The sequence below is a fragment of the Acidimicrobiia bacterium genome (assembly GCA_040881685.1).
Lineage (GTDB): Bacteria > Actinomycetota > Acidimicrobiia > IMCC26256 > PALSA-555 > SHVJ01.
In genome coordinates, this window is sequence record JBBECS010000002.1 from 49821 (window position 1) to 74221 (window position 24401).

Genomic DNA, 24401 nt, shown 5'->3' on the forward strand with positions numbered 1-24401 from the left:
TCAACCTCACCTAACCATCCCCGGCGTCGGCGGAGGCGCTGCTGGGAACGCCAGCACGTCGCCGATGACCGAGACGCTCACCCGATCCCCGAGCTCGAACGCACGGCCCGGGCCCATGCGGGACCGGACGCCGGTGCCGTCCACCAGCTCGACGGCCACAAGCTGGTCGTGGCCGAAGTAGACGATGTCGCGTACGACGCCCTCGCCCGCGCTGTCGAGACGGAGGCGCACGCACTCGGGCCGCACCACGACCTCGACGGCGCCGGTCCCGCCCGTCTCGGCAAGCGGGAGCCGGCCGAGCGCGGTGACGGCCGACTCCCGATCGGCGTGGCCTGGGATCACGTCGGCGTCGCCGACGAAGGTGGCGACGAACCGGTCCTGTGGATGGGCGTAGAGCGCCGACGGCGCATCGACCTGGAGCACGCGGCCTTCGTTCATCACGGCGATCCGATCGGCGATGCTCAGCGCCTCCTCTTGATCATGTGTGACCACGACCGCGGTTGCCCGCGCTTCGCGCAGGATCTGCCGCACCTCGTCACGCACCTGGGCGCGCAGCGATGCGTCGAGATCCGAGAAGGGCTCGTCGAGCAGCACGAGGCTCGGCTCCGGCGCGAGCGCGCGCGCCAACGCAACTCGTTGCTGCTGGCCGCCCGACAGCTCGTGCGGAAGCCGATCTGCCGTCGCCGCGAGGCCGACGAGGTCGAGCATCTCAGCGACGCGGCGGCTTCGCGTGTCGCGGCTGCGGACGCCGTAGCCGATGTTCTGCGCCACATTGAGGTGCGGGAAGAGCGCATAGTCCTGGAACACGACCCCGACGCGGCGTCGCTCGGGGGCGACGAACACGGCATCGCCAGCGACCTGCGTCCCGTCGAGGCGGATCGTGCCGGCGTCGGGGCGTTCGAAGCCGGCGACCAAGCGCAGCGTGGTGGTCTTGCCGCACCCGCTGGGCCCGAGCAGCGCGAGGACTTCCCCTGCGAACACGTCGAGGTCGACATCATCGACGGCGACCACAACGTCGAACGACTTCCGGAGGCCTCGGCTCTCCACCACGGCCGAACCTGGGCTCACAAGGTCAGGGTATCCTCACCTGAATGGCCGAGATGCACGACACCACCGAGGAGTACCTCGAGCACATCATCGAGCTCGAGGAAGAGGGCGTCACGCCACTGCGCGCTCGGCTGGTCGAGCGCCTCGGCCTCTCGGCTGCCTCGGTGTCGGAAACGGTCGGGCGTCTGGTCGACAACGGCTTCGTCGAGATGCACGACGACCGCAGCCTGGGGCTCACGGGCAAGGGCCGAACGCTCGCCACGACGGTGGTTCGGCGTCACCGCCTGGCCGAGCGACTCCTGCTCGACGTGATCGGCCTCGAATGGGAGAAGGTGCACCGCGAGGCCGACCGCTGGGAGCACGCCATCTCGGCCGACGTCGAGCAGAAGCTCGTCGAGCTCCTCGGCGATCCGATGACTTGCCCACATGGCAACCCGATCCCCGGCTCGCAGCGCACGGCGCCGACGACCCCGACGGTGGTGCTGGCCGAGGCCAATCCGGGACCGGTCACGGTGGCTCGCATCTCAGAGAAGCTCGAGCTCTCGGACGACAGCCTCCGCCTGCTCGCCCGCACCCGGATGATCCCGGGAGCGGCAGCCACAGTGGTGGGCCGCGGACCCGAAGGAGTCACGGTTCGGACACGGGCGGGCGACCACCAGATCCCGCGCGCCGTTGCCGAACAGGTCTACGTCTACGCCGCCTGACCTCGGTCAGCCCCCGGCGACTGCGGGGACGATGCTGATGGTCTGACCGTCGGTGACGGGCGTGTCGACCCCGCTGAGGAACCGGATGTCGTCCTCGGCGAGGAACACGTTCACGAAACGACGCAGGTTGCCCAACTCGTCGTAGAGGCGCTCGGCGAAGCCCGGGTGTGCGGTGTCGAGTGCCTTGAGGGCCTCGGCGACCGTGGCACCTTCGACGGTCACCTCCGACGCACCGCCACTCAAGGTGCGCAGCTGGGTGGGGATCCGCACCGCGACGGCCATCAGTCCTCCTTCATGAGTCGTTCGGCTCGCGCCGCGGGCTTCGCCATTGTGCTGCGCCTCACTCCTTCTCCGAGTCGGGGAATGCTTCGTAGAACGCGTCGAGCGTGGGCTTGATGGTCGCGCTCACGCCAGCGTGGGGTGCAACCGCGTCGAGCGTCTTGAGCCCGTGTCCGGTGACGTACACGACGACTCGCTCGTCGGGCCGAACCACTCCCTCCTCAGCGAGGCGCTTGAGCGACGCAATCGTCACGCCGGCTGCGGTCTCACCGAAGATGCCCTCGGTGCGGGCAAGGAGCCGCATCCCCTCGACGATCTCGTCGTCGGTGACCGCGGCGAACCCGCCGCCCGTCTCGCGGACCGCGTCGAGCGTGTAGTAGCCGTCAGCCGGATTCCCGATCGCGATCGACTTGGCGATCGTGCTCGGCCGCACCGGGGTGATCGTGTCGCTCTCATCGGCGAAGGCTTGCGCAACCGGTGAGCACCCTGTGGCCTGCGCGCCCGACACGCGCACCTCGGGCGGCGCGTCGAGCAAGCCCACCTTGTGCAGCTCGTCGAAGCCCTTCCGGATCTTCGTGAGCAGCGATCCGCTCCCCACCGGGACGACCACGTGATCAGGGGCCTCCCAGCCGAGCTGCTCGACCGTCTCGAACGCCAACGTCTTGGAACCCTCCGAATAGAACGGTCGCATGTTCACGTTCGCGAACGCCCACGGTCGCTCCGACGCGAGCTCGACGCACAGTCGATTCACATCGTCGTAGTTGCCGTCGATCGCGACGACCGTGCCGCCGTACACCGCGGTCGTGAGGATCTTCGCCGCTTCGAGATCTGCCGGGATGAACACGACGCTGCGCAGCCCGGCTCTCGCGGCATGTGCTGCTACCGCGTTGGCGAGGTTGCCCGTTGACGCGCACGCAAGCGTCTTCATGCCGAAGTCGAGCGCCTTCGCAAGGGCAATGGCCACGACACGGTCCTTGAACGCGTTCGTGGGGTTGCGGGTGTCGTCCTTCACCCACACCTCCCCGAGACCGAGCTCCGCAGCAAGGCGGTCGGCGCGCAACAGCGGCGTCCACCCGACCGGAAGCGTGGACTCGCCGGGCGGGTCGACCGGCAGCAGCGGCGCGTAGCGCCAGATCGTCTCGGGGCCGGCGGCGATGTTCTCGCGGCTGATCTCGGCCTGGATGCCGTCGTAGTCGTACGCAACCTCGAGGGGGCCGAAGCACCACTCGCAGGTGTAGATCGGGGCGATGTCGTAGGTGCGGCCGCACTCTCGACACCTCAGGGATTGCACGTGGGTCACGGTCGCCCTCCTGGTCTGGCGCTCTCCTGCGCTTCCTCGACGCGCTCCGAGCGCCTCGAGCGGAGGACCGCTCTTGGCTGACTCATCGTTCAGGCATCTTGCCTGGCAGGCATTGGCACCTGGCTCCCGGGGTATCAACCTCGGATGCTGGTTGCCGCGGCGTCTACGGGCCTGTCCCTCGGCCGCTCTCGATGAGCGCGTGCTGTGAGAGACGATAGCCGGGGCCCCCTCTAGGCTTCCAGCCCGATGACGGCTCTGAACCCCGCGGCTTTGGCCGAGATCAAGGCCACCCAGCACACCAGGATCTCGGTGTGCCTTCCGGCGCGTGACGAAGAGGCGACCGTCGGTCACATCGTGGCCACCGTTCGCCGAAACCTCGTGGAGCGGGTCCCTCTGGTGGACGAGATCGTGGTGGTGGACGACGGCTCGAAGGATGCCACCGCCGAGGCGGCACGCTGGGAGGGCGCGACGGTGCATGCGGCGGCCGACATCCTGCCCGACGCCGGCCCCGGCTTTGGCAAGGGCAACGCCCTGTGGTTGTCGCTCTTCGCTGCGACCGGCGACCTGATCTGCTGGGTCGACGCCGACGTCCGCAACTTCCGCGCCGACTTCGTGACGAGACTCGTCGAGCCACTGCTGGTCGAGCCCGATGTCGGCTTCGTCAAGGGCTACTACCGCCGGCCGCTCTTCGGACGACCGACGGGTGGCGGGCGCGTGACCGAGCTCGTGGCTCGACCGCTGCTCTCGTCACTCTTCCCGCAGCTGACGCACATCGTGCAGCCACTCGGTGGTGAGTACGCAGGGCGACGGTCTCTGCTCGAGACCGTGCCCTTCGTCGAGGGTTACGGCGTGGAGCTCGGATTGCTGATCGACATCGCGACATCGTTCGGCGTCGGAACGATCCGACAGGCAGACCTCGGAGTCCGTGAGCACCGCAATCGCCCTATCGAGGAGCTCGCACCCATGGCGATGGAGGTCATGCTCACCGCGCTCCGCCGCGCGGGTGTGAACCGCGGTGACGTGCCCGCGACACTCGTGCGCTTCGACGAGAACCACGAAAGGACGCTCCTGCCCGTCGAAGCACGCGAGCGCCCCCCGATCATCAGCATTCCCGCCTACCGAACGAAGCTCGGCCGCGAGCTGACGGCCTGAGTCAGTCGAGGCTGAGCAAGCTTGCCGTGCGGGGCGCGCACGTGATCACGGTAACCCGGGTTCAAGTCAATATCTTGCAGCCAGTTTCGATGGCTGACTCTTCGACGAGGGCTGCGGCGCGGCTGTACGCCTCGCCTGACTGCCAAACGCGGTCAGTGAGCACGTAGAGGTCGATCGCGCCAAGGACCGACAGCTCCTCGCGACCTTCAGCACTGGCCTGCCCGACGATGACGGCGCGGTGCTCGACGTTCTCCTCGGCGGCCCACTCGATCACTCCGCCCACGACCTTGCCGTCGAAGCTCGTGAGGTCGAGCCTCCCCTCGCCGGTGACGACGAGGTCGGCGTTGCTCATCGCATCCTCGAGCCCGGCCGCCGCGGCCACCACCTCGAACCCGGGTTCGAGGCGCGCGCCGATCGCGGCCAGCCCCCCTGCGAGGCCGCCGGCCGCGCCGCCGCCTTCGAGCTCGGTGACGTCGACCCCGGTACGGGCGCGGAACTCGTCGGCCAGCCGTTCGAGCCGGCGCGCGAGGAGCGAGACTTGCGCCGCGCTGGCGCCCTTCTGCGGGCCGTACACGCTCGCCGCGTCCAGGAACGGCGTGGTGACGTCACACGCCACCGTCACGTCGGCACCGGCCAGTGACCAGTCGAGCGCCTCGACGGCGGCGAGCCCACCGTCGGTCGACGCGCTCCCGCCAACGCCGACGACGACGCGTGTCGCGCCACCGCGAAGAGCGGCGGCAATCAGCTCGCCGGTGCCACGCGTCGACGCCCGGAGCGGGTCGTTGCGCATGCTCACGAGTGAGAGCCCACTCGACCTCGCCATCTCGACCACGGCCGTGCCGTCGGGAAGCACCGCATACTCCGCCTCGACCGGGTCCCCCAATGGGCCGGTGACCCGCGCCGTTCGAGCGGATCCACCGCGCGCGGCAACGAGCGCATCGAGCGTGCCCTCCCCTCCATCCGCGAGCGGAATCTGGAGCACGTCGTCGAAGCCGGCTTGCTCGAGGCCTCGGGCGATCGCGGCCGCAGCCTCCGAGGCCGTGAGGGTGCCTCGGAACTTGTCCGGACACGCGATTGCGAAGGGCACGGTGGATAGATTGGCCGCGATGCTCGAGCGTGTCCCGCTCCTGGAAAAGGAGCTCGCGGACTACGCAGCGATCGTCGGCGACGAAGCCATGGCCGAGATCACGCGCCTGGCCGAGCCTCTGAAGGGGGCTCGGGTCCTGCACATCAACGCCACGGCGTATGGCGGAGGGGTCGCCGAGCTCCTGGCCACGCACGTGCCCCTGTTGCGCTCGCTCGGCATGGACGCCGAATGGCAGGTCATGCACGGGAGCGACGAGTTCTTCGCGATCACGAAGCACGTCCACAACGCGCTCCAGGGTGCCGAGATCGAGTGGACGCCGGCCATGCAACGCACGTACCTCGAGCGCAACCTCGACAACGCGCTCGCGCTCCGGGACGGGTGGGACTTCGTCATCGTCCACGATCCACAGCCGGCCGCGATCCTGAGCTTCTTGCACGACTCGGCACTCGCACGCTCGCCGGCGCGGTGGATGTGGCGCTGTCACATCGACCTCACCGTCGCGAATCCCGCGGTCTGGGAGTTCTTCCGCCCGTTCGTCGAGCAGTACCACGCGTCCGTGTGGACGATGCCGGAGTTCGTGCCCCCGTCGCTGAAGATGGACCGCGTCGTACATGCGCCGCCGTGCATCGACCCGCTCTCGGTGAAGAACCTCGACCTACCGATGCCGTTCTGCGTGGAGATCACCAAGCAGTACGGGATCGATCCCAACCGGCCGATCATGTGCCAGGTCAGTCGGTACGACCCGTGGAAGGACCCGGTCGGCGTCATCGAGGCGTACCGGATCGTGCGGGAGCAGATCCCCGACGCTCAGCTGCTGCTCGCCGGCTCGATGGCGACGGACGACCCGGAGGGCTTTCGGGTCTGGGATCAGACCGAGGAAGCGCGCGCCGGCGATCGCGACATCCACCTGCTCTCCAACCTGCACCAGGTCGGCGCGGTCCAGATCAATGCGTTCCAGCGCATCGCCGACGTCACCGTGCAGAAGTCGTTGCGTGAGGGATTCGGGCTCACCGTGAGTGAAGCGCTGTGGAAGGGACGCCCAGTCGTCGGTGGGCGTGCCGGTGGCATCAAGCTCCAGATCCGCGACGGCTTCGACGGGTACCTCGTGGACTCGGTCGAAGAGTGTGCGCAACGAACTGTCGACCTGCTCGCTGACCCGGAGGGCTCCAGCAAGATGGGCGAGCAAGGCCGCGAGCACGTGCGTCAGAACTTCCTCGCGACCCGCGAGCTCACCGACTGGCTCACGCTGTTCACTGCGCTCTCGAAGCCCGCGCCATCGCCCGCAAGCTCGTGACCGTCGTCGTCTCCAATCGCGGACCGTTCCAGTTCGCGCGCACGAGCGACGGTGGCTTCGAGGCCAAGCCCGGGTCCGGAGGAGTCGCCAGCACGCTGCGCCCCCTCCTGACCTCTGGCGCGGCGGGGCCCAACGCCACGTGGATCGCCGCCGCGCTCGATGACGATGACCGCGCCGCGTCGCGCGAGGGAGCCGCGGATGTACCCGGTATCGCGCTCCGACTGCTCGACCACGACCCCGACGTCCACCGGCTCTACTACGACGTCGTCTCGAACGGAACGCTGTGGTTCCTGCACCACGGCCTCTTCGATCTCGTGCGCCGGCCGCGCTTCGACCACCGATTCCGCGAGGCGTGGGCCGCCTACGAGCTGGTGAACCGCAGCTTCGCCGACGCGGTGGCCGAGCTCGCGGGCGACGGCGACACCGTGCTCGTGCAGGACTACCACCTGGCGCTGGTCGCAGAGATGGTGAACCGGCTGCGTCCCGACCTGCGCGTCGTGCATTTCACGCACACCGCGTTCTGTGGTCCGAACTCGATTCGAGTGCTCCCCGACGAGGTCGCGGCCTCACTGTGTCGTTCGATGGCATGCAGCGCCGCGGGCTTCCACTCCGTCCGCTGGGCGCGCGCCTACGAGGCATCCGCGCGCGAGGTGCTCGGGGATGAGGCGGAGCTTGGCCCGACGTTCGTGGCTCCCCTCGCGCCCGACCCCGATGAGCTCGCACGGGTCGCCGAGTCGCCAGAGGCGACGACGGCGGGCGCTGAGATCGACGACATCGTCGGGGACCGCCAGCTCGTGGTGCGCGTCGACCGCATCGATCCTTCGAAGAACATCGCTCGAGGCTTCGCGGCATATGACCTGTTGCTCACCGAGCATCGGGAATGGCGAGAACAGATCGTGTTCGTGGCTCGACTGACATCGTCGCGCCAGACACTGCCCGAGTATCTCGCATACACCAACGAGGTGGAGCAGGCAGCGGCGCGGGTCAACGAGCGGTGGGCGACCAAGGACTGGCAGCCCGTGGTGCTCGATACGACGGACGACTACCCGCGAACTGTCGCCGTGCTCAAACGATCCGACGTGCTGCTCGTGAATCCTCTGAAGGACGGACTCAATCTCGTGGCGATGGAAGGTCCCCTCGTGAACGATCGCAACGGCGTCGTGTGCTTGTCACGCGACGCCGGTGCTTGGGACCTGCTCGGTGAGTCGGCGTTGCCCATCCACCCGTTCGACTTGGAGCAGACGGCCAACACATTGCATCAAGCCCTGTCGATGCCCGCGAAGGAACGTTCGAGCCGCGCGGGTCGGTTGCGGGAGCTGACGGCGGCGCGCACCCCCCGAAACTGGCTCGACGACCAGCTCAAGGCTGCCGGCGCGCGCTGACCGCGTCGGCGAGCTCGGTCAAGAGCGCGGCCAACCCGGCCGGTCCGTCCACGATCACGTGGGCCAGCTCGAGCAGCTCGGGTGGCGCCTCGGTGGAACGCACCGCGATGCGCACGGCCTGTGGCGTGCGATCCACGTCGCCGAACTCCTGGGCGAAGGCGGCGAGATCGCCGGAGTCGTCTCCCGCGAACGCCTTGCTCTCATACCGGTATGCGAGCCCTTGGAACACCGTCCCCTTGTCGACGGGCACGGGCGGGCGTAGCTCGCAGGCCTTGCGGCCGGGCTGCATCGCGAGACCGTGTTCGACGGCCAGCGCTGAGAGGTCGTCGGGATCGGGCTCATCGTTCGGTGCAGTGCGCCAATGGACGGTGAACGCGATCTCGCCCTTGCGCTCGATCCGGAGCGCCGGCCATCGCTCCTCGGCCTGCGCGGCTGCTCGGGCGACGGCACCCACGTACTCGACGGCACGCGGATCGAGCTCGACGCGACCGTCGACAAGGCGTTCCAATCCGTACTGACCGATGAGCACGACGTCGTCGATCGGGATCTTTTCGCGGAGAAACTCGACCGGGCGGCCACTCACCACCGCGACGAGACCAAGGTGTTCGGAAAGCGTTCGAAGCGCGCTGAGCGATTCAGGAAGTGGCGCGGCGGTGGCGGGATCGTTGACGATCGGCGCGAGCGTGCCGTCGAAGTCAGAGACGAACGCACTGGTGCGCTGTTCGAGTGGTCGAGCGAAGTACTCGAGGCGTGCGGGCAGCGTCACGCCGCAGGGTTACTTGCCGACGACGACGATGCAGTTGACGAACTCAGCACCGGCGGGCGGCGCCGCGGGGAACTCGACGATCGTGGAGTTGGCCACCACCGTCAAGAGCTGCTCCGCTTCCTTCTCGTAGCCCGCTAGGCACGCGACCGTGGAGCCGGTCTGCTCCTGGGCCGCGTTCTCGACCGTCGGGGTCTGGTAGCCGAGACCACGGAGCTTGTTTGCCTGCACTCCCGCTGCCTGGCTCACGCCGGAGGCGTTGTACACCGCCACGATGACTTCCTGCGGGACGCGAGCGTCGCTGCCCGTCGTCGTGGTGACCTTGCCGTTGCCGTTGCCCGATGCGCTCCCCGGGAGGGGCGAACCCTCCTCGACGACCTGGAGCAGGACGATCCCGATCACCACGGCGACACCGATGAGGATCCCGCCCCGCGCCGCGGTGCGGAGCAGACGATCGCTCGCGGAACGCCCCCGTGCGTGCGCGATTGACGTCATCGCGCTCTCGGATCGGCGCGAGGACCTTCGTACCGGGCACGCCGGCGGAGGTCTCGGTATCGGCGGATGCGCTTCACAGTCAAGGCGTCGTAGGCGAGCGCAAGTGGATGTTCGATCAGCTCGCCGAGACGCCGATAGTAGCGAGTCGTCGACATGTTCAACCGCGCGCGGATGTTTTGCTCCTTGGCGCCGGGCAGTTGCCACCAGGAGCGTTCGAAATCGAGGATGGCGCGATCACGCGCCGAGAGTTCCACCGGGGGCCGAGTATGGCCGCCATGCTGTGCGAGTCCGTGGATATCCACGCGAACCGCCCAGGACTACGATTCGGCGCCACGCGAACCAGGGGGACGGATGAGCAGCGGCTACGACCGGGGTGTGTACCTCATGTACCTCGCGCGGGTGCCCTTGTTCAGCGCATGCTCGACACGGGAGCTCGAAGAGGTCGCGGACCTCGCGACACCACGCACCGTGAACATTGGTGAAGAGCTCGTGCACGAGGGCGACGCCGGCGAGGAGTTCTTCGTGATCGCTTCGGGGTCTGCATTGGTGCGCAGGAGCGGCGATGTCGTCGCCACGCTCGACGACGGTGCCTACTTCGGTGAGCTCGCGCTCTTCGACTTCGCACCGCGAAACGCAACGGTCACGGCCACGACGCCACTCGCGGCGATCGTTCTCACCCGTGACGCGTTCCGAAAGCTGCTAGGTGACTCCGCGGCGATTCGTGACGCATTGCTCACGGGCATGGCCCGCCGCCTGCACGAGCTCGACGGCAAAGCCTGAACGTCTGCTCTAGAGCGCGTGCGCGGCGAAGCCCTTCCGTCTTATCGGCGGAGGGTACAGCGGAATTCTCGGAGCCGGGTGTCGGACTCGAACCGACGACATCTGCTTTACAAGAGCAGTGCTCTACCAACTGAGCTAACCCGGCGCGACAACAAGGCTACCGGGCACGATGGCGGGCGACCTCGAAACACGCAACGGCGGCCGCGGTGGACACGTTGAGCGACTCGACATGACCGTGACGCGGGATTGCCGCGAGCACGTCACAGCGTTCGGTTGCCAAGCGCGACAGACCACGACCCTCGGCACCGAACACGAGCGCGACGGGCCCGTCCGCCACCGTGAGCTCGTACACGGATGACGGGGCATCCGCATCCCAGCCGACAGTCCACACCCCCGCCCGCGACATCTGTTCGAGCGCCGCAGGCACACCGCCGACGAGTGCGATCGGGAGATGCTCGACCGCGCCCGCCGCGGCCTTCACTGCGGCAGGGCTGAGCGACGCGGCGCGGTGGCGCGGCAGCACGGCACCCGTGACGCCGGCACTCTCGGCGACGCGCAGCACCGCACCGAGGTTGCGGGGGTCGGTGATGCCATCGAGCACGACGAGGAAGATGTCGGGCCGAGCGGTCAGATCACCGAGCGGGACTGCGGCAACGGGCGCGGCGAGCGCCACAACCCCTTGAGGGGCCTCGATGCGCGACTCGGCGCGCACGCGGTCGGCGTCGACAAGGCGGATGGTCGCGCTCGCTGCGGCCGCAAGCTCGGCGATCTCGTCGAGCAGCGGGCTCGCGTCCTGGCCGCGGGCCATCCACACCGTCTGCACATGACGCTTCCCCGCCACGAGCAGCTCCCGCACCGCGCGCCGCCCAGGCACGCGATCTCCGCCCAGATCCTTGGTCGCACTCGCTGCGGGGCGGGAACCAGCCTGCTGGTCGGCTCCGCGGGCTCCGCCTCCTGCACGCCGAGCGGCGGAGCCACTCGGCGTGCGCCCCGCGGACGCTCGCCGCTCCCGCGAGCTCACTCGCTGCGCTCGTTCGCCGCCTGCTTGTGCCAGATGGTGCCGGTGGGGGTGTCTTCGAGGGTGATGCCTCGGGCGGCGAGCTCGTCGCGGACTCGGTCGGCGGTCGCGAAGTCCTTCGCCGCGCGGGCCGCCTCGCGCTCCGCCACGAGTCCGTCGACGTCGGCATCGGTGGCCTTGGCAACGTCAACCGTCACCCCCAGTGCGTCGGCGAGGTGGACGACCGTCGCGGTGAGCGACGCGGCACGATCCTTCTCGCCGTCGTCGATCGCCTGGTTCGCAGCCGTCACCGCCTCGAAGATGACCGCCAGTGTGCCCGGCGTTCCGAAGTCATCGTCCATCGCGGCCTGGAACCGGCCGACACACTCGCCGTCGAGTGGTGCGTCGGCGAACGGACTTCCGGCTGCGGGTGCACGACGCGCCAGCGCGTCGAGGCGCGCAACTCCCTTGGCCGCGTCGGAAAGCTCGGTGTCGCCGAGCTCCGTCGCCTTGCGGTAGTGCGTCTGGAGCACGGCGAGCCGAAAGGCCCGACCTCCGTGGGCGTCGAGTGCTTGCTCGAGCGTCGTGAAGTTACCGAGTGACTTCGACATCTTCTCGCCATCGGTCACCACCATCCCCGAATGCATCCAGTGCCGCGCGAACGGATGCCCAGCCCCCTCGGCCTGCACGCGTTCGTTCTCGTGATGGGGGAAGACCAGGTCGTCACCGGCGCCGTGAAGGTCGAATCCCTCACCGAGCAGATCCAGCGACATCGCCGAGCACTCGATGTGCCAGCCCGGGCGGCCTGGGCCCCACGGCGAGTCCCACACGGGCTCACCGGGCTTCGCTCCCTTCCAGAGCGCGAAGTCGACCGGACTGCGCTTGCCTTCGTCGATGTCCACGCGGGCGCCCGCCGACTCGAGCAGCTGCTCGAGCGTGCGGTGCGGCAGTGCGCCGTATGACGGGAACGACGCAACGTCGAAGTACACGCCGCTTTCTGAGACGACGTACGCGTGGCCGGCACTGATGAGCTCGCCGATCAGCGAGATCATCTGCTCGACGTAATCGGTAGCGTGAGGGGTTTCGTCCGGTCGCTGCACATCGACCCGATCGAGTTGCTCCCAGTACGCCGCTTCGAACTGCTGCGCAACCTCGGACTCCGAGCCTCCCGACTCGTCCGCGCGGGCGATGATCTTGTCCTCTACATCGGTGACGTTGCTCACGTAGTGCACGTCGAAGCCCGACCAGTGGAGGTAGCGACGAACGACGTCGAACACGACCGCTGTGCGCCCGTGGCCCACGTGGGGCACGTCGTACACGGTGGGACCGCACACATAGATCGCGACCTTGCCCGGATCGCGCAGCGCGAGCTCCACCTTCGCCCGCTGCATCGTGTCGTAGACGTGGACGGTCATCGTCCGAGCGTACGCAGCCGGCGTCAGATCGCGGTGCCGGATTCGCTCGCCATGAGCAGCGCGACGGCCCACGCGGCGATGCCCTCGCCGCGCCCGACCGCGCCGACGCCTTCGGCGTGCTTGGGCTTCACGTTGACGGGTGCGCCCACGGCCTCGGCGAGGCAGGTCGCCATCGCGGCAACATGGTCGGCGAGACGGGGTCGCTCTGCAGCGATCACGAGATCGATGTTGACGACCGACCACCCCTCGGCGCGCAGTCGCTCCATCACCTCGCGCAACAACCCGATCGACGATGCATCGCGAAGGCGGTCGTCGGGAGCGGGAAACAACGTCCCGAGGTCGGGCAGGCCCGCGGCACCGAGCACGGCATCGGCGACCGCGTGCGCCGCGACATCCGCGTCGGAGTGGCCGGCGAGTCCTGGCGCGTCGGGGATGGTGACACCGCCGAGCACGAGCGGGCCATCGCCTGAGAAGGCGTGAACGTCGAAGCCGAGGCCCACCCGCAATCCCGCTGCGCTCGGCACATTCATCGCGACTGCGCCTCCAGCAATGTCGTCGCCAGTACGAGGTCGGCCACCGTGGTGACCTTCAGGTTGCGCGGATCGCCCGGCACCACCACCACGGTGGCACCCATGGCCTCGACGAGCGCGGCGTCATCGGTCGCTTCGCCGCCTTGCGCATGCGCGTCACGGAGCACGGACGCGCGAAACGCTTGCGGGGTCTGTACCGCGACGAGTTGATCGCGTGCGACGGTGTCGATCACGCGCCCACCGTCGACCCGCTTGAGCGTGTCGGACACCTCGAGCGCCGGCACCGCGCCGTCGGCGCCGGCTCGGACTGCGTCGACCACGAGCGCGAACAGCTCGGCGGTTGCAAGGGGACGAGCCGCGTCGTGCACGACCACGACCTCCGCATCGTCGGCAACGGCAGCGAGACCGGCGCGTACGGACTCGGAGCGAGTGGCGCCGCCCGCGACCACGGCTTGGACGGGAGTGCCGTCCCACGCAACGCCGGAAGGAAGAACGACGACGACCTCGTCACACACAGCTGCGGCTGCAGCGACGGCGTGGTCCACGAGACGGGCCCCGCCAACGTCGGAGAACTGCTTGGTGGCCCCAAAACGATCGCCGCGACCGCCGGCAACGACGACCGCGGAGGTGCGCGCCACGCCCGTCGCGCCCGCCTAGCGCTTCTTGGCGGTGGCCTTCGCCGCCTTCTTGGCCGGCGCCTTCTTGGCCGCCGGCTTGCCCATGAGCGCCTTGCGAGGTGCCGCCTTCTTCGCCGCCGGTCGCTTGCGGGGGGTGATCGCCGGCACGTCGCGACCCGCGAGCACGTCGTCGAGGCGGGATTCCGCCATCTCCTCGTCGACGTTGAGTGCGAAGGTCAGCTCCGACACGAGGATCTGACGAGCCCGCGCGAGCATCCGCTTCTCACCCGCGGAGAGCCCCTTGTCGGCTTCCCGCAACGAGAGGTTTCGAACAACCTCGGCAACTTGGTAGATGTCGCCGCTCTTGAGCTTCTCGACATGGTTCTTGAAGCGCCGCGACCAGTTGGTTGGCATGCGAGCTTCCTTCTTGCGAAGGACCGCGAACACCTCTTCGACTTCTTCGTCGTTGATGACGTCGCGCAGCCCGATCTCGTCGGCCTTCTCGACCGGGATCGAGACCTTGAGATCGCCGTACGTGATACGAAGGACGAAGTAGTCCGTCTTGTGGCCGTCGAAGACCCGCTTCTCCTTGCCCTCGATGATCGCGGCACCATGGTGCGGGTAGACGACCTTGTCACCGACGGCGAACGACATGATGCTCCTCGCGCGCAAAGGATTGCAGCAGAAGGGAAGGCGGACGCCAATTGTACCAGACGACCACCGGCGAACCCGTGAGAGAGCTTCCAAGACCGACCGCTATTCTGCGACAGGGGGGTGGCGCCTTGGAACGCAGACTGCTGGACACCACCGACCTGTTCGCACCGCTTCCAAAGGACGTACTCGACGAGTTACGCGCGCGCGCGACTGTTCGTACGTTCACGCGCAACGACGTGGTGTTCCAACAAGGTGACGCTTCGGACGCGCTCTACGTGATCCAGGAGGGTCGCATCGCCATCGCAGCGCAGTCGGGCGATGGTCGCGAGTCCGTGCTGGCCGTGCTCGAGGACGGAGCGCTGTTCGGTGAACTTCCGCTCTTCGATGACGAGCCCCGCTCGGCCGACGCCCGCGCGCTCACCGACTCGACCGTCATCGAGCTCGGCTACGAGCCGGTACGCGCGGTGCTCGACAAGCGACCGGCGCTGCTCTGGATCATCGTGCGACTCCTCGCCCAGCGGCTGCGCACCACGAACGAAGCGCTCGAGGATGCGGTGTTCCTCGACGTGCCCGCCCGGACGGCCAAGCGCCTGTTGGAGCTCGCAGGGGACGAACCCCGGTTCACGCTGCCGGTCACCCAAGAGGAGCTGGCGGCGATGGTCGGCGCCAGTCGAGAGCGCGTCAACAAGGCCATTTCGCTCTTCGTGAAGCTCGGCTGGCTCGAGATCGAGGGCCGCAGCAACTACCGCATCATCGACCGAGAGGCGCTCGAGGACCGAGCCACGCTCTAGCTCGCGAGAACAGCCAGGGTGCGCTGCCAGGCGTCGGCCGCGTCGTCGGGTCGGTGGGTGGGGCGCTCGGGCGCGTGCACGAACCCGTGGTCAGCCTCGGGATAGACGACGATCTCGCAGTCGGGACGGCTGCCCCACGCGCGTCGCAGCGCATCGATGTCGGCGGCGGGGGTCCACGGGTCGGCACCACCGAAGATCGCCAACGTGGAGCACACGTCTTTGGCCGTGGCCAAGGGCTCGCGCAGGCGCGTCCCGCGCCACTCCTGGGGCACGCGGATCATCCCGTAGAAGGCGACGGCGCGCTCGAACTCACCGGTGGCCGCAGCCTTGAGGATCTGCATCCCGCCCATGCAGAACCCGAGCGCGAGCACGTCGAACACACCGTCGTACTCTTCGAGGTAGTCGCCCGCGCGCGTCAGGTCGTCCAGCTGAAGGGCGTCGTCGAGCTCGGGCATGTGGGCCATCCGAACCATCGGGTCGTCCGTCGCTCGCACTTCGTCCGACGCGCGTGCGAACGGCTCGGGTGCGCAGACGGCGAAGCCGTGCGTGGCCAGGCGCTCACAGAGGTCGTCGAACAGCGGGCGCACACCCATGATGTCGGGGTGCAGCACGATCCCAGCGTCGGCGACGCCGTCGGTGGGCGTCGCGTGGATCGCCTCGACCTTCGCGCCGTCGGAGCCGGTGAGCGTGACGCGCCCGACGGTTGCGGCGCGTGAACCCCGTGCAAGCGCTCCCACTCCCCAACTCCCCCAGGCCTTCCCGGCTCCGCCGGTCTCTAGGTGTACCGCTCGAGGATGCTGGTCTCGGCCAGTCGGGCCAACCCGTCCTTGATCGCCTTCGCGCGCGCGTCGCCGACGCCCTCGACCTGCACGAGGTCGGTCTCGCTCGCGCGCATGATCTTCTGGAGGTTCGTGAAGCGCTCGACCACGTGGTCGGACACGATCTCGGGGAGGCGGGGGATCTTGTGCAGCAAGCGGAACCCGCGCGGCTGCACCGTGCTGTCCAGTCCGAGATCGCCGGAGAGGTGCAGCACGTCGGCCACCTCGGGCAGGTCGAGCAACGTCTCGTCGTCGAGCGTGGCGAGGCGCGACATCACGTTGGCGAGCTCCAAGCCGGGCGCGGCAACGTAGTAGTCCTTCGCGACCAGGCGGCGGTCGTCCTCGACCCCGCCGATCAGCTCGTCGAGCTGAAGCATCACGAGCCGGCCGTCGGCACCGAGCTCGATCACATAGCCTTCGATCTCCTCGGCGATGCGCCGGACCATCTCTGCGCGCTGGAGGACCGTGGCGACATCGCGAACCGTCACGAGGTCCTCGACCTCGAGTGCCGACAGCGATCCGCTCACCGCGTCGAGCCGCGCCTTGTAGCGCTCGAGGATCTGGAGCGCCTGGTCGGCGCGGGCGAGCACGCGCGGCGTGGGCTCGATGGCTCGCTTGAGGCCGCGCACGTGGATCTCGACCTCGCTGCGGTCCTCGGACACGGTGATGACGGGCACATCGATCTGGCGGGCGACGCGCTCCGCGGTCCGGTGGCGGGTCCCCGTCTCGGCGGTGGGGATGTTGGGGTCCGGGACAAGGTGCACGTTGGACCGCACGATGCGCTGGCAGTCGCCCGTGAGGATGATCGCTCCGTCCATCTTCGCCAGCTCGGACAGGCGCTGGGGCGTGAACTCGGCGTCGAGTAGGAACCCACCCGAGCAAACCGAGAGCACGTCGGGCCCGGCGCCGACGACGATGAGGGCACCCATCCGGGCTTGGATGATGCGTTCGATGCCGTCGCGCAACTGTGTGCCCGGCGCGACGAGGCGGAGGGCGACCAGCAGGGCTTCGGATCGCGGCGGGGCTGGCATGAGGCTGGGCCGCCGACCGGCCGTCGGGCGGGAGCGGCGAGGGGAAACGATACCCCTGGATCAGGCCGCTCTGGGAGGTGAGACCAGGGCTCCCACCACTCCAGTTTCGCCCGCTCTGGCACCCAGCGCTCCCTGAACCGCTGCCACCTCGCCCAACACGGCGCGCCGGGCCTCACCGAGGAGGCCACGGACGTGACCTCGGCCCCGCACGCTTCACACCGATGTGCCGTCTTCGCTTTCATCGGAGGCACCATCGCGCCCCCCTAGAACAGTGACCACCGGCGCGCTCTCCGGGATTTCCTCCTTCCCGGGATCCGCGAGCTCGAAGGACGCGTGGAGCTCGAGCTGGTCTGGTTGCTCCGGCTGAGCGGAAGCCGGCTCATCGGCGACTGGGAGCGCGGCGACGCGCTCGATCTCACGCGCCTTGGCCCGCGCCATCGCGCTCACTGAGGGCTTGTTCCCGATGACGTATCGCGCCGGCGGGAGGAGGCGCCATACCCGCCGAGAGCGCGCGACGTCGACGAGGTTGCACGACCGCAAGGCGTCTACGTACGTGCGGGTGTGAAATCGATCGATGAGCACCGCCCGACCCTCGGGCGCGAGGACCCGAGCGATCTCGCGCAGCGCGTGCACCCGCGAGTCGAACCCCTCGATGTGGTGCAGCGCGAGGCCCGACACCACCGCATCGAACGACGCGTCCGCGAAGGGCAGCGCGTGAACGTCGGCGTTCGTCACGTCGAGTCTCTCGTCGACTCCTTCGATGGCCGCATTGTCGAACACGTGATCGATCTCGTCGGCGAGCTCGTTTGAACGCCACTTGTTCGAACGCCAGACATCCACGCCGATCGCTCGTCCGCCCTCATCGAGGCGAGTAGCCACCTCGATCAGGAGCAAACCGCGCCCGCATCCCACGTCGAGCACCCGCTCTCCGCCGGTGAGGTCGAGCCGGTCGACGAGGCGAACGCGCTCACGGATCTTGTGCACACGGCTCGAGCGGACGAGCACCAGGCCGGCCATCGAGACGAGCACCGCGACCACAAGGGCGCCGGCCATCACCGTGACGGCGTCCACGATCCCGGCCACGATGGTCACGAGTAACGAACCGACGCTGACGGCGCCGAGACCCCGAACGACCCGCGGCGAATCGATCCCGTAGTCGCCAATTATTCGTTCGGCGCTGCTCACCGCCGAAGTCTTGCCTGTATCTCGAGGTCAGTTGGAGGCGAAGCGGACGCGGAAGCGAGCACCGCCGCCCGTGGCCGCCTCGACCGCGGCGGATCCGCCGTGGGCCTCGGCCACCTGACGCACGATCGCGAGCCCGAGCCCTGACCCAGGGAGACTGCGGGCGGTCGGCGCCCGCCAGAAGCGGTCGAAGACGAACGGGGCGTCGGCCGGGTCAACGCCCGGACCGTGGTCGCGCACCGAGACTTCCGACCCTTCGACAACCACCTCCACGACCGATCCCGCGGGACTCCACTTGCCTGCGTTGTCGAGCAGGTTCGTGACCGCGAGCGCGATCCGGTCGGGCACGCCGGTCACCTCGGTCGCCTCGAGCCGCGACTCAAAGCGAACGTCGGGCCAGTGGAACTCTGCGTTCTCCACGGCCTCCGCGACCACCTCGTCGAGGTGAACGTGCTCGACTTGCTCGACCGGCTCTTCTCCCCGGGCGAGGTCGATGACACCACCGACGAGCGCGCTGAGCTCGACGAGCTGGCTGTCGATGTCTCGTCGCAAGCGCTCGCGATCAGACGGCTCGAGCTCACCTTCTCGCGCGAGCACTTCGATGTTCGTGCGCAGGCTCGTGATCGGCGTTCGAAGCTCGTGGGACGCGTCGGCGACGAGGCGCCGCTGCGCGGTGATCGAGCTGTCGAGTGCGGCGAGCATTGCGTTGAAGCTCGACGCGAGTCGTGACAGCTCGTCATCACCCCCGAGGCCGACCTGATCGGCGTCAACGCGGCGCGAGAGGTCGCCGGTCGCGGTCACGTCCTCCACGGTCTCCGTGAGCCGGTGGACGGGCTGCAATGTGGCGCGCGCGGCCAGCAATGCGAGGACCGCGGCCACAGCCACACCCACGAGGGCCGCGGCGAGAAGCAGCCAACGGAGGCCACCGAGCACGTCGTCGATCTCGTCGAGTGGCCGGGCGACCTGCAGCGCGGTGCCGGCCGTCCATGGAACGGTCAGCACGCGCACGGACGTCCCGCCGATCTCGGTCTCCGAGAAGAAGGCGTCACGCTCGCCGGCGGCCACGGCTTCGGCAGCCGTGCTGACCGGCAGCGGTCCGCCCACGCCGCTCGACACCTGCACGCTGCCGCTCTCGTCGACGATCTGGGCGAAGCCTCCTGCCGCGCCGAGCGCGGGTGGGGGCAGCCGGTCGGGCGCGCCGGGTCGCCGGTTGGCGCGCAGGCGGACGAGCTGATCAGCGCGCTCCTCGAGCGTGTCATCCACGTTGTTTCGCAGCTCGCGGCCGGTGGCGTCGTATGCGAAGAGTGCAACTCCGACCGCGGCGAGCGTCGCCGCGACGGCTGCGGCGACCACGAGCCGCGCCCGGAGGCTCACGGCTCGCGCAGCGAGTAACCGATGCCGCGCACCGTGTGGATCACCCTCGGCTCGCCGTCGGACTCGGTCTTGCGTCGCAGGTATCCGATGTAGACCTCGAGCGAGTTCGACGCCGGCCCGAAGTCGTAGCCCCACACCCGTTCGAAGATCAGCGAGCGTGGCAGCACCTGGCGGGGGTTCTCGAGGAAGAACTCAATCAACGCGAACTCGGTCCGCGTGAGCTCGAGCAGACGATCACCGCAATGGACCTCGCGGGTGCCGGGATCGAGCGACAGATGCGCGTACCTGAGCACTTGCTCCTCCCCAAGTCCACTCCCGTTCGGACCCTCGTCGGTTCGTCGCAACAGCGCCCGTAGGCGCGCCAGCAGCTCGGCGAGCGCGAAGGGCTTCACCAGGTAGTCGTCGGCGCCGGCATCGAGTCCTTCGACGCGTTCGTCAATCGCGTCACGGGCGGTCAACATGAGGATCGGCGTGCGATCGCCCTTGGTCCGAAGCTGGCGGCAGACGTCCAGCCCGTCGATATCGGGCAGCCGCAGATCGAGCACGACCGCGTCGGCCGGCTCCGCGCGCTGCCGCTCGATCGCCGGAAGTCCTGCTCCGATGCATTCGACGTCGAACCCTTCCAGGTGCAAGGCGCGTTCGATCGACTCGCGCACCGCGCGGTCATCGTCGACGAGCAGCACCCGCATTACGGGAGTCTGACGCGTTGATCTGAGAGTCTGCTGAAAGGATCCTGGCAAGCGCCCCTACTCCCGACGGGGCGGATCTGGTCCGGTCCACGTCGCCGCCGGCACGAATCGCTTGTTCGTACCTTCACCGACCAGCCGCGGCTTGTATGCGTGCTTGTAGCGACGATGGAACGTGCAGAGCGGATTGAGGCCTAGCCCGCGCCACCCTGGTCGACGGCTGCGGCGATCTCGTCGAGGGCGTCCCAGATTGCCGCGAGGTTGATGCCGACGCCCTGGATGGCGGCGGCCGTCGGATCAGGGTGAGCGAGCGTGACCGAGGCGGACACGGCCTCGTTGCGTCGGCGCTGCACGGACTGCTGAAGGGTCTCGTCTGTCATTCGTGGACTCTTGGGCATCGCGTCGCGCCCGTCAAAGCGAGGGCGCGGCCTACGTCATGCCGGGCGGGATCATCGGGGGGCGGCGCGGTGGCGGTGGGGGCGCGTCGGGGCGCGAGCGGCCCGGCCGATGAGGATGCGGCAGGTTCGGGTGCGGGACGTGGGGACGGGGCACGTGCGGAAGATGCGGGCCGCGCCGGGGGCCCTGACCTGATGGCGGGCGCGGGCGGGGCTTGGGACGTCTCTTGGGTCGGGGACGCCCGCCTCGAACCCAGAGAACAACCGCGAGAACGGCGAGCGCGAGCGCCGCGACGAGGAACACGAGTCGCGTCGTGTCGCGCACGCTCGAGGTGAGGGTGATCGGCGTCGCTTCCCCAGGCTTGGCCACGACCGTCTGCGGCTTCGCACCGGGGAGCCGCGCAGTGATCGTCAACCCGAACGATGACTTCACCTGCGCCAGCAGCTGGAGATCGATGACCGCGGGATCGACGCTCTGCGCGGTCAGATTCGCCAGCAACTCCGGATCAGTGGGCACACCAGTGGCGACGTTCTCGAGGTCGATGTCACCGTCCAGGCCGTATTCGGTGGCGAGGAACCCGACGGCACGCGTAGCGCGCACGCCACGGAGTGGTCCGTCGTCGCCACTCGCCTCGTTGATGATGTCGGCGACCTGCTCGACCGAATCGAACGGCTTCGACAAGACGATCGACGCCGACCCGTCCTCAGCCCGCACCCACGCACCGACCTGCCACCCGGCGTCCCCGAGATCATCGAGGCGAACCGCCTGCTCGAGTGCGAGCCCGCCCGACTCTGCGGCCTTCACCGCCTCCGCGTCCGCGTCCACAAGAACGCGCACGACCCCAGACCCGTTCTCCCGAACCCGCACGTCAACGGTCGCGTTGACCTCACAACCAGCGGCAAGGACCGCGACGAGGAGCGCGACGACCGCTCGGCGCGCCGTGCGGTGGGAACGGAACGAGCGCGTGGGATGTGGAGTGATCGAAAGGTTCTAGCCGGAACCCTCGGAGGTGCCGGCAACCTCGACGGGCGGCGGCGGCTCGACGCCCTCGACCGAGCGGAAGGTGACGTCGTCAGAGTCGGGGTCGGCGTCGACCACGATCTTCTCGCCGGCGTGGAACTCCTTCCACAGGATCTTCTCGGAGAGCGGGTCCTCGATCATGCGCTGGATGGCGCGTCGCAACGGCCGGGCTCCGAGCTGCGGGTCGTACCCCTTCGTGGCGAGCAGCACCTTCGCTTCCGGCGTGAGCTCGAGCCCGATGCTCTGGCTCTCGAGCTGGTCCTGGACGCGCTTGATCATGAGGTCGACGATCTCGGTGACCTCTTGCTGGGTGAGTTCGGCGAAGACGATCACCTCGTCGATGCGGTTGAGGAACTCGGGACGGAAGCTCTTCTTGAGCTCGTCCATCACCTTGTCCTTCATCCTCTCGTAGCTCACCGCGTCGTCGGCGGGACCGAACCCGATGTTCGCCTTGCGCAGGTCGGCGGTGCCGAGGTTCGACGTCATGATGATCACGGTGTTCTTGAAGTCCACCGTTCGGCCCTGCGCGTCGGTGAGGCGCCCGTCTTCGAGGATCTGAAGGAGCGTGTTGAACACGTCGGGGTGTGCCTTCTCGATCTCGTCGAAGAGCACGACCGAGAACGGCTTGCGCCGCACAGCCTCGGTGAGCTGGCCGCCCTCGTCGTAACCGACGTAGCCAGGAGGCGAGCCGACGAGGCGCGACACGGTGTGCTTCTCCATGTACTCGCTCATGTCGAGCTGGATCAGCGCGCTCTCGTCGCCGAAGAGGAACTCCGCGAGCGTCTTGGCCGTCTCCGTCTTCCCGACGCCCGAAGGGCCGAGGAAGATGAACGAGCCCGAGGGGCGCTTCGGGTCCTTGAGGCCCGCGCGCGTGCGGCGAATGGCCTGCGAGACCGCCTTGATGGCGTCGTTCTGGCCGATGACGCGCTTGTGCAACTCGTCTTCCATGCGCAGGAGCTTGGCCGTCTCTTCTTCGGTGAGCTTGTAGACGGGGATGCCGGTCCACAGCGCGAGCACCTCGGCGATGGACTCCTCGCTCACCTCGTTGAAGAGATCGACGCCTTCGGCCTGGAACTCGGCTTCCTTGGCCGCGCGCTGCTCGAGCAGCTCCTTCTCGCGGTCGCGCAACGACGCGGCCCGCTCGAACTGCTGCCCCTCAATCGCCTCTTCCTTGTCCTTGCGAACCTTGGCGATCTCGTCTTCGAGCTCACGGAAGTCGGGCGGCGCCTGCATGCGGCGGATGCGTAGTCGCGAGCCGGCCTCGTCGATCAGGTCGATCGCCTTGTCTGGGAGGTGGCGGTCGGAGATGTAGCGGTCGGCGAGGTTCGCCGCGGCCACGACCGCCTGGTCGGTGATCGTGACGCGGTGGTGCGCCTCGTAGCGGTCGCGCAGACCCTTGAGGATCTCGATCGTGTGGGGAACCGTCGGCTCCTCCACCTTGATCGGCTGGAAGCGACGCTCGAGCGCGGCGTCCTTCTCGAGGTGCTTGCGGTACTCGTCGAGCGTGGTGGCACCGATCGTCTGGAGCTCACCGCGCGCCAGCATCGGCTTGAGGATGCTGGCCGCGTCGATGGCACCTTCAGCCGCGCCGGCACCAACGAGCGTGTGCAGCTCGTCGATGAACAAGATGATGTCGCCGCGGGTGCGGATCTCCTTCAGCACCTTCTTGAGGCGCTCCTCGAAGTCGCCGCGGTAGCGCGACCCGGCCACGAGCGCGCCGAGGTCGAGCGTGTAGAGCTGCTTGCCCTTGATGGTCTCGGGCACGTCGCCGCCGATGATGTCGGAGGCGAGGCCCTCGACGATGGCCGTCTTGCCGACTCCCGGCTCACCGATCAGCACGGGGTTGTTCTTGGTGCGCCGGCTCAGCACCTGCATGACCCGCTCGATCTCCTTCTCGCGACCGATGACGGGGTCGAGCTTCTTGTCACGGGCGAGCTGGGTGAGGTTGCGACCGAACTGGTCGAGCACGAGCGAGCCCGACGGCTGACCCTCGCCACCCGGCCCTCCGCCGGGTGCCGCGCCTTCCTTGGCGCCGGCGTAGCCAGACAGGAGCTGGATGACCTGCTGGCGCACGCGAGACAGGTCGGCGCCGAGCTTCACGAGCACTTGCGCGGCGACGCCTTCGCCTTCGCGGATCAACCCGAGCAGGATGTGCTCGGTGCCGATGTAGTTGTGTCCGAGCTGAAGCGCCTCGCGCAGCGACAGCTCAAGCACCTTCTTGGCGCGCGGCGTGAACGGGATGTGCCCCGAGGGTGCCTGCCCGCCGTGGCCGATGATCTCTTCGACCTGCGCGCGCACAGCCTCGAGGGAGATGCCGAGCGACTCGAGCGCCTTCGCCGCAACACCCTCACCCTCGTGGATCAAACCGAGGAGGATGTGCTCCGTGCCGATGTAGTTGTGGTTGAGCAGGCGTGCTTCTTCCTGCGCCAACACAACGACTCGCCGTGCCCGGTCGGTGAAGCGTTCGAACACCCTGGTGGACCTTCCTGATCGGGGGGCGGTCAGGCCCGATTCGTTGCAAACCGGTCCGGCCGAGAACTTCAGTGTACCCATCGGGGTCTCGATGACCCCTTCGCTCTGTACCACGCTCTCGCGTCACATCGGCAT

Annotated in this window: 25 protein-coding genes, 1 tRNA gene, 1 pseudogene and 1 riboswitch; of the genes and pseudogenes, 6 read left to right on the forward strand and 21 right to left on the reverse strand. The window is 68.4% G+C overall.

The window, feature by feature from the left end:
* Positions 1-6: 6 nt before the first annotated feature.
* Positions 7-1068 (reverse strand): ABC transporter ATP-binding protein, encoded by a 1062-nt coding sequence (locus WEE69_00465; GenBank protein MEX1143770.1) that lies wholly within the window; start codon positions 1066-1068, stop codon positions 7-9.
* A 23-nt stretch (positions 1069-1091) separates the two neighbouring features.
* Here WEE69_00465 and WEE69_00470 point away from each other — a divergent pair, with 23 nt between their 5' ends.
* A complete protein-coding gene (locus WEE69_00470) occupies positions 1092-1751 on the forward strand; it encodes a metal-dependent transcriptional regulator (GenBank protein ID MEX1143771.1) in 660 nt (219 codons plus the stop codon).
* A 6-nt stretch (positions 1752-1757) separates the two neighbouring features.
* Here the strand turns inward: WEE69_00470 and WEE69_00475 are convergent, their stop codons facing one another.
* Together WEE69_00475 and WEE69_00480 are read right to left on the reverse strand one after the other, a co-directional pair.
* Positions 1758-2033, reverse strand: coding sequence for a MoaD/ThiS family protein (locus WEE69_00475; protein MEX1143772.1), 276 nt, complete (start codon positions 2031-2033; stop codon positions 1758-1760).
* A 58-nt stretch (positions 2034-2091) separates the two neighbouring features.
* The gene (locus WEE69_00480) at positions 2092-3321 is read right to left on the reverse strand and encodes a threonine synthase (protein ID MEX1143773.1); all 1230 of its coding nucleotides are present in this window, start codon (positions 3319-3321) and stop codon (positions 2092-2094) included.
* 88 nt (positions 3322-3409) lie between these two features.
* Positions 3410-3528, reverse strand: a riboswitch (SAM riboswitch).
* Between the two features lie 48 nt (positions 3529-3576).
* Between WEE69_00480 and WEE69_00485 the strand changes: the two genes are divergently transcribed.
* Positions 3577-4482, forward strand: coding sequence for a glucosyl-3-phosphoglycerate synthase (locus WEE69_00485; GenBank protein ID MEX1143774.1), 906 nt, complete (start codon positions 3577-3579; stop codon positions 4480-4482).
* Positions 4483-4543: 61 nt separating this feature from the next.
* Here the strand turns inward: WEE69_00485 and WEE69_00490 are convergent, their stop codons facing one another.
* The gene (locus tag WEE69_00490) at positions 4544-5569 is read right to left on the reverse strand and encodes a glycerate kinase (GenBank protein ID MEX1143775.1); all 1026 of its coding nucleotides are present in this window, start codon (positions 5567-5569) and stop codon (positions 4544-4546) included.
* Between the two features lie 19 nt (positions 5570-5588).
* Here WEE69_00490 and WEE69_00495 point away from each other — a divergent pair, with 19 nt between their 5' ends.
* Both WEE69_00495 and WEE69_00500 read left to right on the forward strand, forming a co-directional pair.
* Positions 5589-6863 (forward strand): glycosyltransferase, encoded by a 1275-nt coding sequence (locus tag WEE69_00495; GenBank protein ID MEX1143776.1) that lies wholly within the window; start codon positions 5589-5591, stop codon positions 6861-6863.
* Entirely contained in the window at positions 6860-8245 is a 1386-nt protein-coding gene (locus WEE69_00500) for a trehalose-6-phosphate synthase (GenBank protein ID MEX1143777.1), read from the forward strand. The genes WEE69_00495 and WEE69_00500 overlap by 4 nt, the downstream gene beginning before the upstream one ends.
* Here WEE69_00500 and otsB read toward each other — a convergent pair.
* Genes otsB through WEE69_00515 form a run of 3 tightly spaced genes read right to left on the reverse strand, consistent with a single transcriptional unit; the run spans position 8223 to position 9805 of the window.
* The gene (gene otsB / locus WEE69_00505) at positions 8223-9011 is read right to left on the reverse strand and encodes a trehalose-phosphatase (GenBank protein ID MEX1143778.1); all 789 of its coding nucleotides are present in this window, start codon (positions 9009-9011) and stop codon (positions 8223-8225) included. The genes WEE69_00500 and otsB overlap by 23 nt on opposite strands.
* A 9-nt stretch (positions 9012-9020) precedes the next feature.
* Positions 9021-9503, reverse strand: a complete 483-nt coding sequence (locus WEE69_00510; protein ID MEX1143779.1) for a LytR C-terminal domain-containing protein — start codon at positions 9501-9503, stop codon at positions 9021-9023.
* On the reverse strand, positions 9500-9805 hold the full coding sequence (locus WEE69_00515; protein ID MEX1143780.1) for a DUF3263 domain-containing protein: 306 nt from the start codon (positions 9803-9805) through the stop codon (positions 9500-9502). Before WEE69_00515 ends, WEE69_00510 begins: the two co-directional genes overlap by 4 nt.
* A gap of 49 nt (positions 9806-9854) precedes the next feature.
* Between WEE69_00515 and WEE69_00520 the strand changes: the two genes are divergently transcribed.
* Positions 9855-10283, forward strand: coding sequence for a cyclic nucleotide-binding domain-containing protein (locus tag WEE69_00520; protein MEX1143781.1), 429 nt, complete (start codon positions 9855-9857; stop codon positions 10281-10283).
* 72 nt (positions 10284-10355) lie between these two features.
* Here the strand turns inward: WEE69_00520 and WEE69_00525 are convergent.
* The 6 genes and pseudogenes from WEE69_00525 to WEE69_00550 all read right to left on the reverse strand — a co-directional run bounded on the left by WEE69_00525 (position 10356) and on the right by WEE69_00550 (position 14496).
* Positions 10356-10428: transfer RNA gene (locus tag WEE69_00525), tRNA-Thr, on the reverse strand.
* Between the two features lie 12 nt (positions 10429-10440).
* Positions 10441-11157, reverse strand: a complete 717-nt coding sequence (gene rlmB / locus WEE69_00530) for a 23S rRNA (guanosine(2251)-2'-O)-methyltransferase RlmB (protein MEX1143782.1) — start codon at positions 11155-11157, stop codon at positions 10441-10443.
* A gap of 143 nt (positions 11158-11300) precedes the next feature.
* Positions 11301-12695, reverse strand: coding sequence for a cysteine--tRNA ligase (gene cysS, locus WEE69_00535; protein MEX1143783.1), 1395 nt, complete (start codon positions 12693-12695; stop codon positions 11301-11303).
* Between the two features lie 23 nt (positions 12696-12718).
* The gene (ispF, locus tag WEE69_00540; GenBank protein ID MEX1143784.1) at positions 12719-13201 is read right to left on the reverse strand and encodes a 2-C-methyl-D-erythritol 2,4-cyclodiphosphate synthase; all 483 of its coding nucleotides are present in this window, start codon (positions 13199-13201) and stop codon (positions 12719-12721) included.
* A gap of 20 nt (positions 13202-13221) precedes the next feature.
* A complete protein-coding gene (gene ispD, locus WEE69_00545) occupies positions 13222-13863 on the reverse strand; it encodes a 2-C-methyl-D-erythritol 4-phosphate cytidylyltransferase (protein ID MEX1143785.1) in 642 nt (213 codons plus the stop codon).
* 156 nt (positions 13864-14019) lie between these two features.
* A pseudogene (locus tag WEE69_00550) lies at positions 14020-14496 on the reverse strand (CarD family transcriptional regulator).
* A 128-nt stretch (positions 14497-14624) separates the two neighbouring features.
* Here WEE69_00550 and WEE69_00555 point away from each other — a divergent pair.
* A complete protein-coding gene (locus WEE69_00555) occupies positions 14625-15287 on the forward strand; it encodes a Crp/Fnr family transcriptional regulator (GenBank protein MEX1143786.1) in 663 nt (220 codons plus the stop codon).
* On the opposite strand, the gene WEE69_00560 is transcribed toward WEE69_00555, so the two are convergent.
* The 8 genes from WEE69_00560 to WEE69_00595 all read right to left on the reverse strand — a co-directional run bounded on the left by WEE69_00560 (position 15284) and on the right by WEE69_00595 (position 24266).
* On the reverse strand, positions 15284-16024 hold the full coding sequence (locus tag WEE69_00560) for a dienelactone hydrolase family protein (protein ID MEX1143787.1): 741 nt from the start codon (positions 16022-16024) through the stop codon (positions 15284-15286). The genes WEE69_00555 and WEE69_00560 overlap by 4 nt on opposite strands.
* Before the next feature lie 38 nt (positions 16025-16062).
* Positions 16063-17136 carry a DNA integrity scanning diadenylate cyclase DisA gene (disA, locus tag WEE69_00565; GenBank protein MEX1143788.1) on the reverse strand — a complete coding sequence of 358 codons (1074 nt, stop codon included), beginning with the start codon at positions 17134-17136 and terminating at the stop codon, positions 16063-16065.
* A gap of 213 nt (positions 17137-17349) precedes the next feature.
* On the reverse strand, positions 17350-18321 hold the full coding sequence (locus WEE69_00570) for a methyltransferase domain-containing protein (GenBank protein ID MEX1143789.1): 972 nt from the start codon (positions 18319-18321) through the stop codon (positions 17350-17352).
* A 27-nt stretch (positions 18322-18348) separates the two neighbouring features.
* The gene (locus tag WEE69_00575) at positions 18349-19692 is read right to left on the reverse strand and encodes a HAMP domain-containing sensor histidine kinase (GenBank protein MEX1143790.1); all 1344 of its coding nucleotides are present in this window, start codon (positions 19690-19692) and stop codon (positions 18349-18351) included.
* Entirely contained in the window at positions 19689-20381 is a 693-nt protein-coding gene (locus WEE69_00580) for a response regulator transcription factor (protein MEX1143791.1), read from the reverse strand. Before WEE69_00580 ends, WEE69_00575 begins: the two co-directional genes overlap by 4 nt.
* 191 nt (positions 20382-20572) lie before the next feature.
* The gene (locus WEE69_00585; protein MEX1143792.1) at positions 20573-20758 is read right to left on the reverse strand and encodes a hypothetical protein; all 186 of its coding nucleotides are present in this window, start codon (positions 20756-20758) and stop codon (positions 20573-20575) included.
* Between the two features lie 49 nt (positions 20759-20807).
* Positions 20808-21611: a hypothetical protein gene (locus tag WEE69_00590; protein MEX1143793.1), complete on the reverse strand. Its 804-nt coding sequence runs from the start codon at positions 21609-21611 to the stop codon at positions 20808-20810.
* A 153-nt stretch (positions 21612-21764) separates the two neighbouring features.
* The gene (locus tag WEE69_00595; GenBank protein ID MEX1143794.1) at positions 21765-24266 is read right to left on the reverse strand and encodes an ATP-dependent Clp protease ATP-binding subunit; all 2502 of its coding nucleotides are present in this window, start codon (positions 24264-24266) and stop codon (positions 21765-21767) included.
* Positions 24267-24401 lie beyond the last annotated feature (135 nt).

Coding starts and splice junctions, on each gene's coding strand:
- WEE69_00510 (MEX1143779.1), bottom strand. CDS start 9,503: ATGACGTCAATCGCGCACGCACGGGGGCGTTCCGCGAGCGATCGTCTG.
- WEE69_00475 (MEX1143772.1), bottom strand. CDS start 2,033: ATGGCCGTCGCGGTGCGGATCCCCACCCAGCTGCGCACCTTGAGTGGC.
- WEE69_00495 (MEX1143776.1), top strand. CDS start 5,589: ATGCTCGAGCGTGTCCCGCTCCTGGAAAAGGAGCTCGCGGACTACGCA.
- WEE69_00520 (MEX1143781.1), top strand. CDS start 9,855: ATGAGCAGCGGCTACGACCGGGGTGTGTACCTCATGTACCTCGCGCGG.
- WEE69_00585 (MEX1143792.1), bottom strand. CDS start 20,758: ATGACAGACGAGACCCTTCAGCAGTCCGTGCAGCGCCGACGCAACGAG.
- disA (MEX1143788.1), bottom strand. CDS start 17,136: ATGCCAGCCCCGCCGCGATCCGAAGCCCTGCTGGTCGCCCTCCGCCTC.
- WEE69_00470 (MEX1143771.1), top strand. CDS start 1,092: ATGGCCGAGATGCACGACACCACCGAGGAGTACCTCGAGCACATCATC.
- cysS (MEX1143783.1), bottom strand. CDS start 12,695: ATGACCGTCCACGTCTACGACACGATGCAGCGGGCGAAGGTGGAGCTC.
- WEE69_00580 (MEX1143791.1), bottom strand. CDS start 20,381: ATGCGGGTGCTGCTCGTCGACGATGACCGCGCGGTGCGCGAGTCGATC.
- WEE69_00485 (MEX1143774.1), top strand. CDS start 3,577: ATGACGGCTCTGAACCCCGCGGCTTTGGCCGAGATCAAGGCCACCCAG.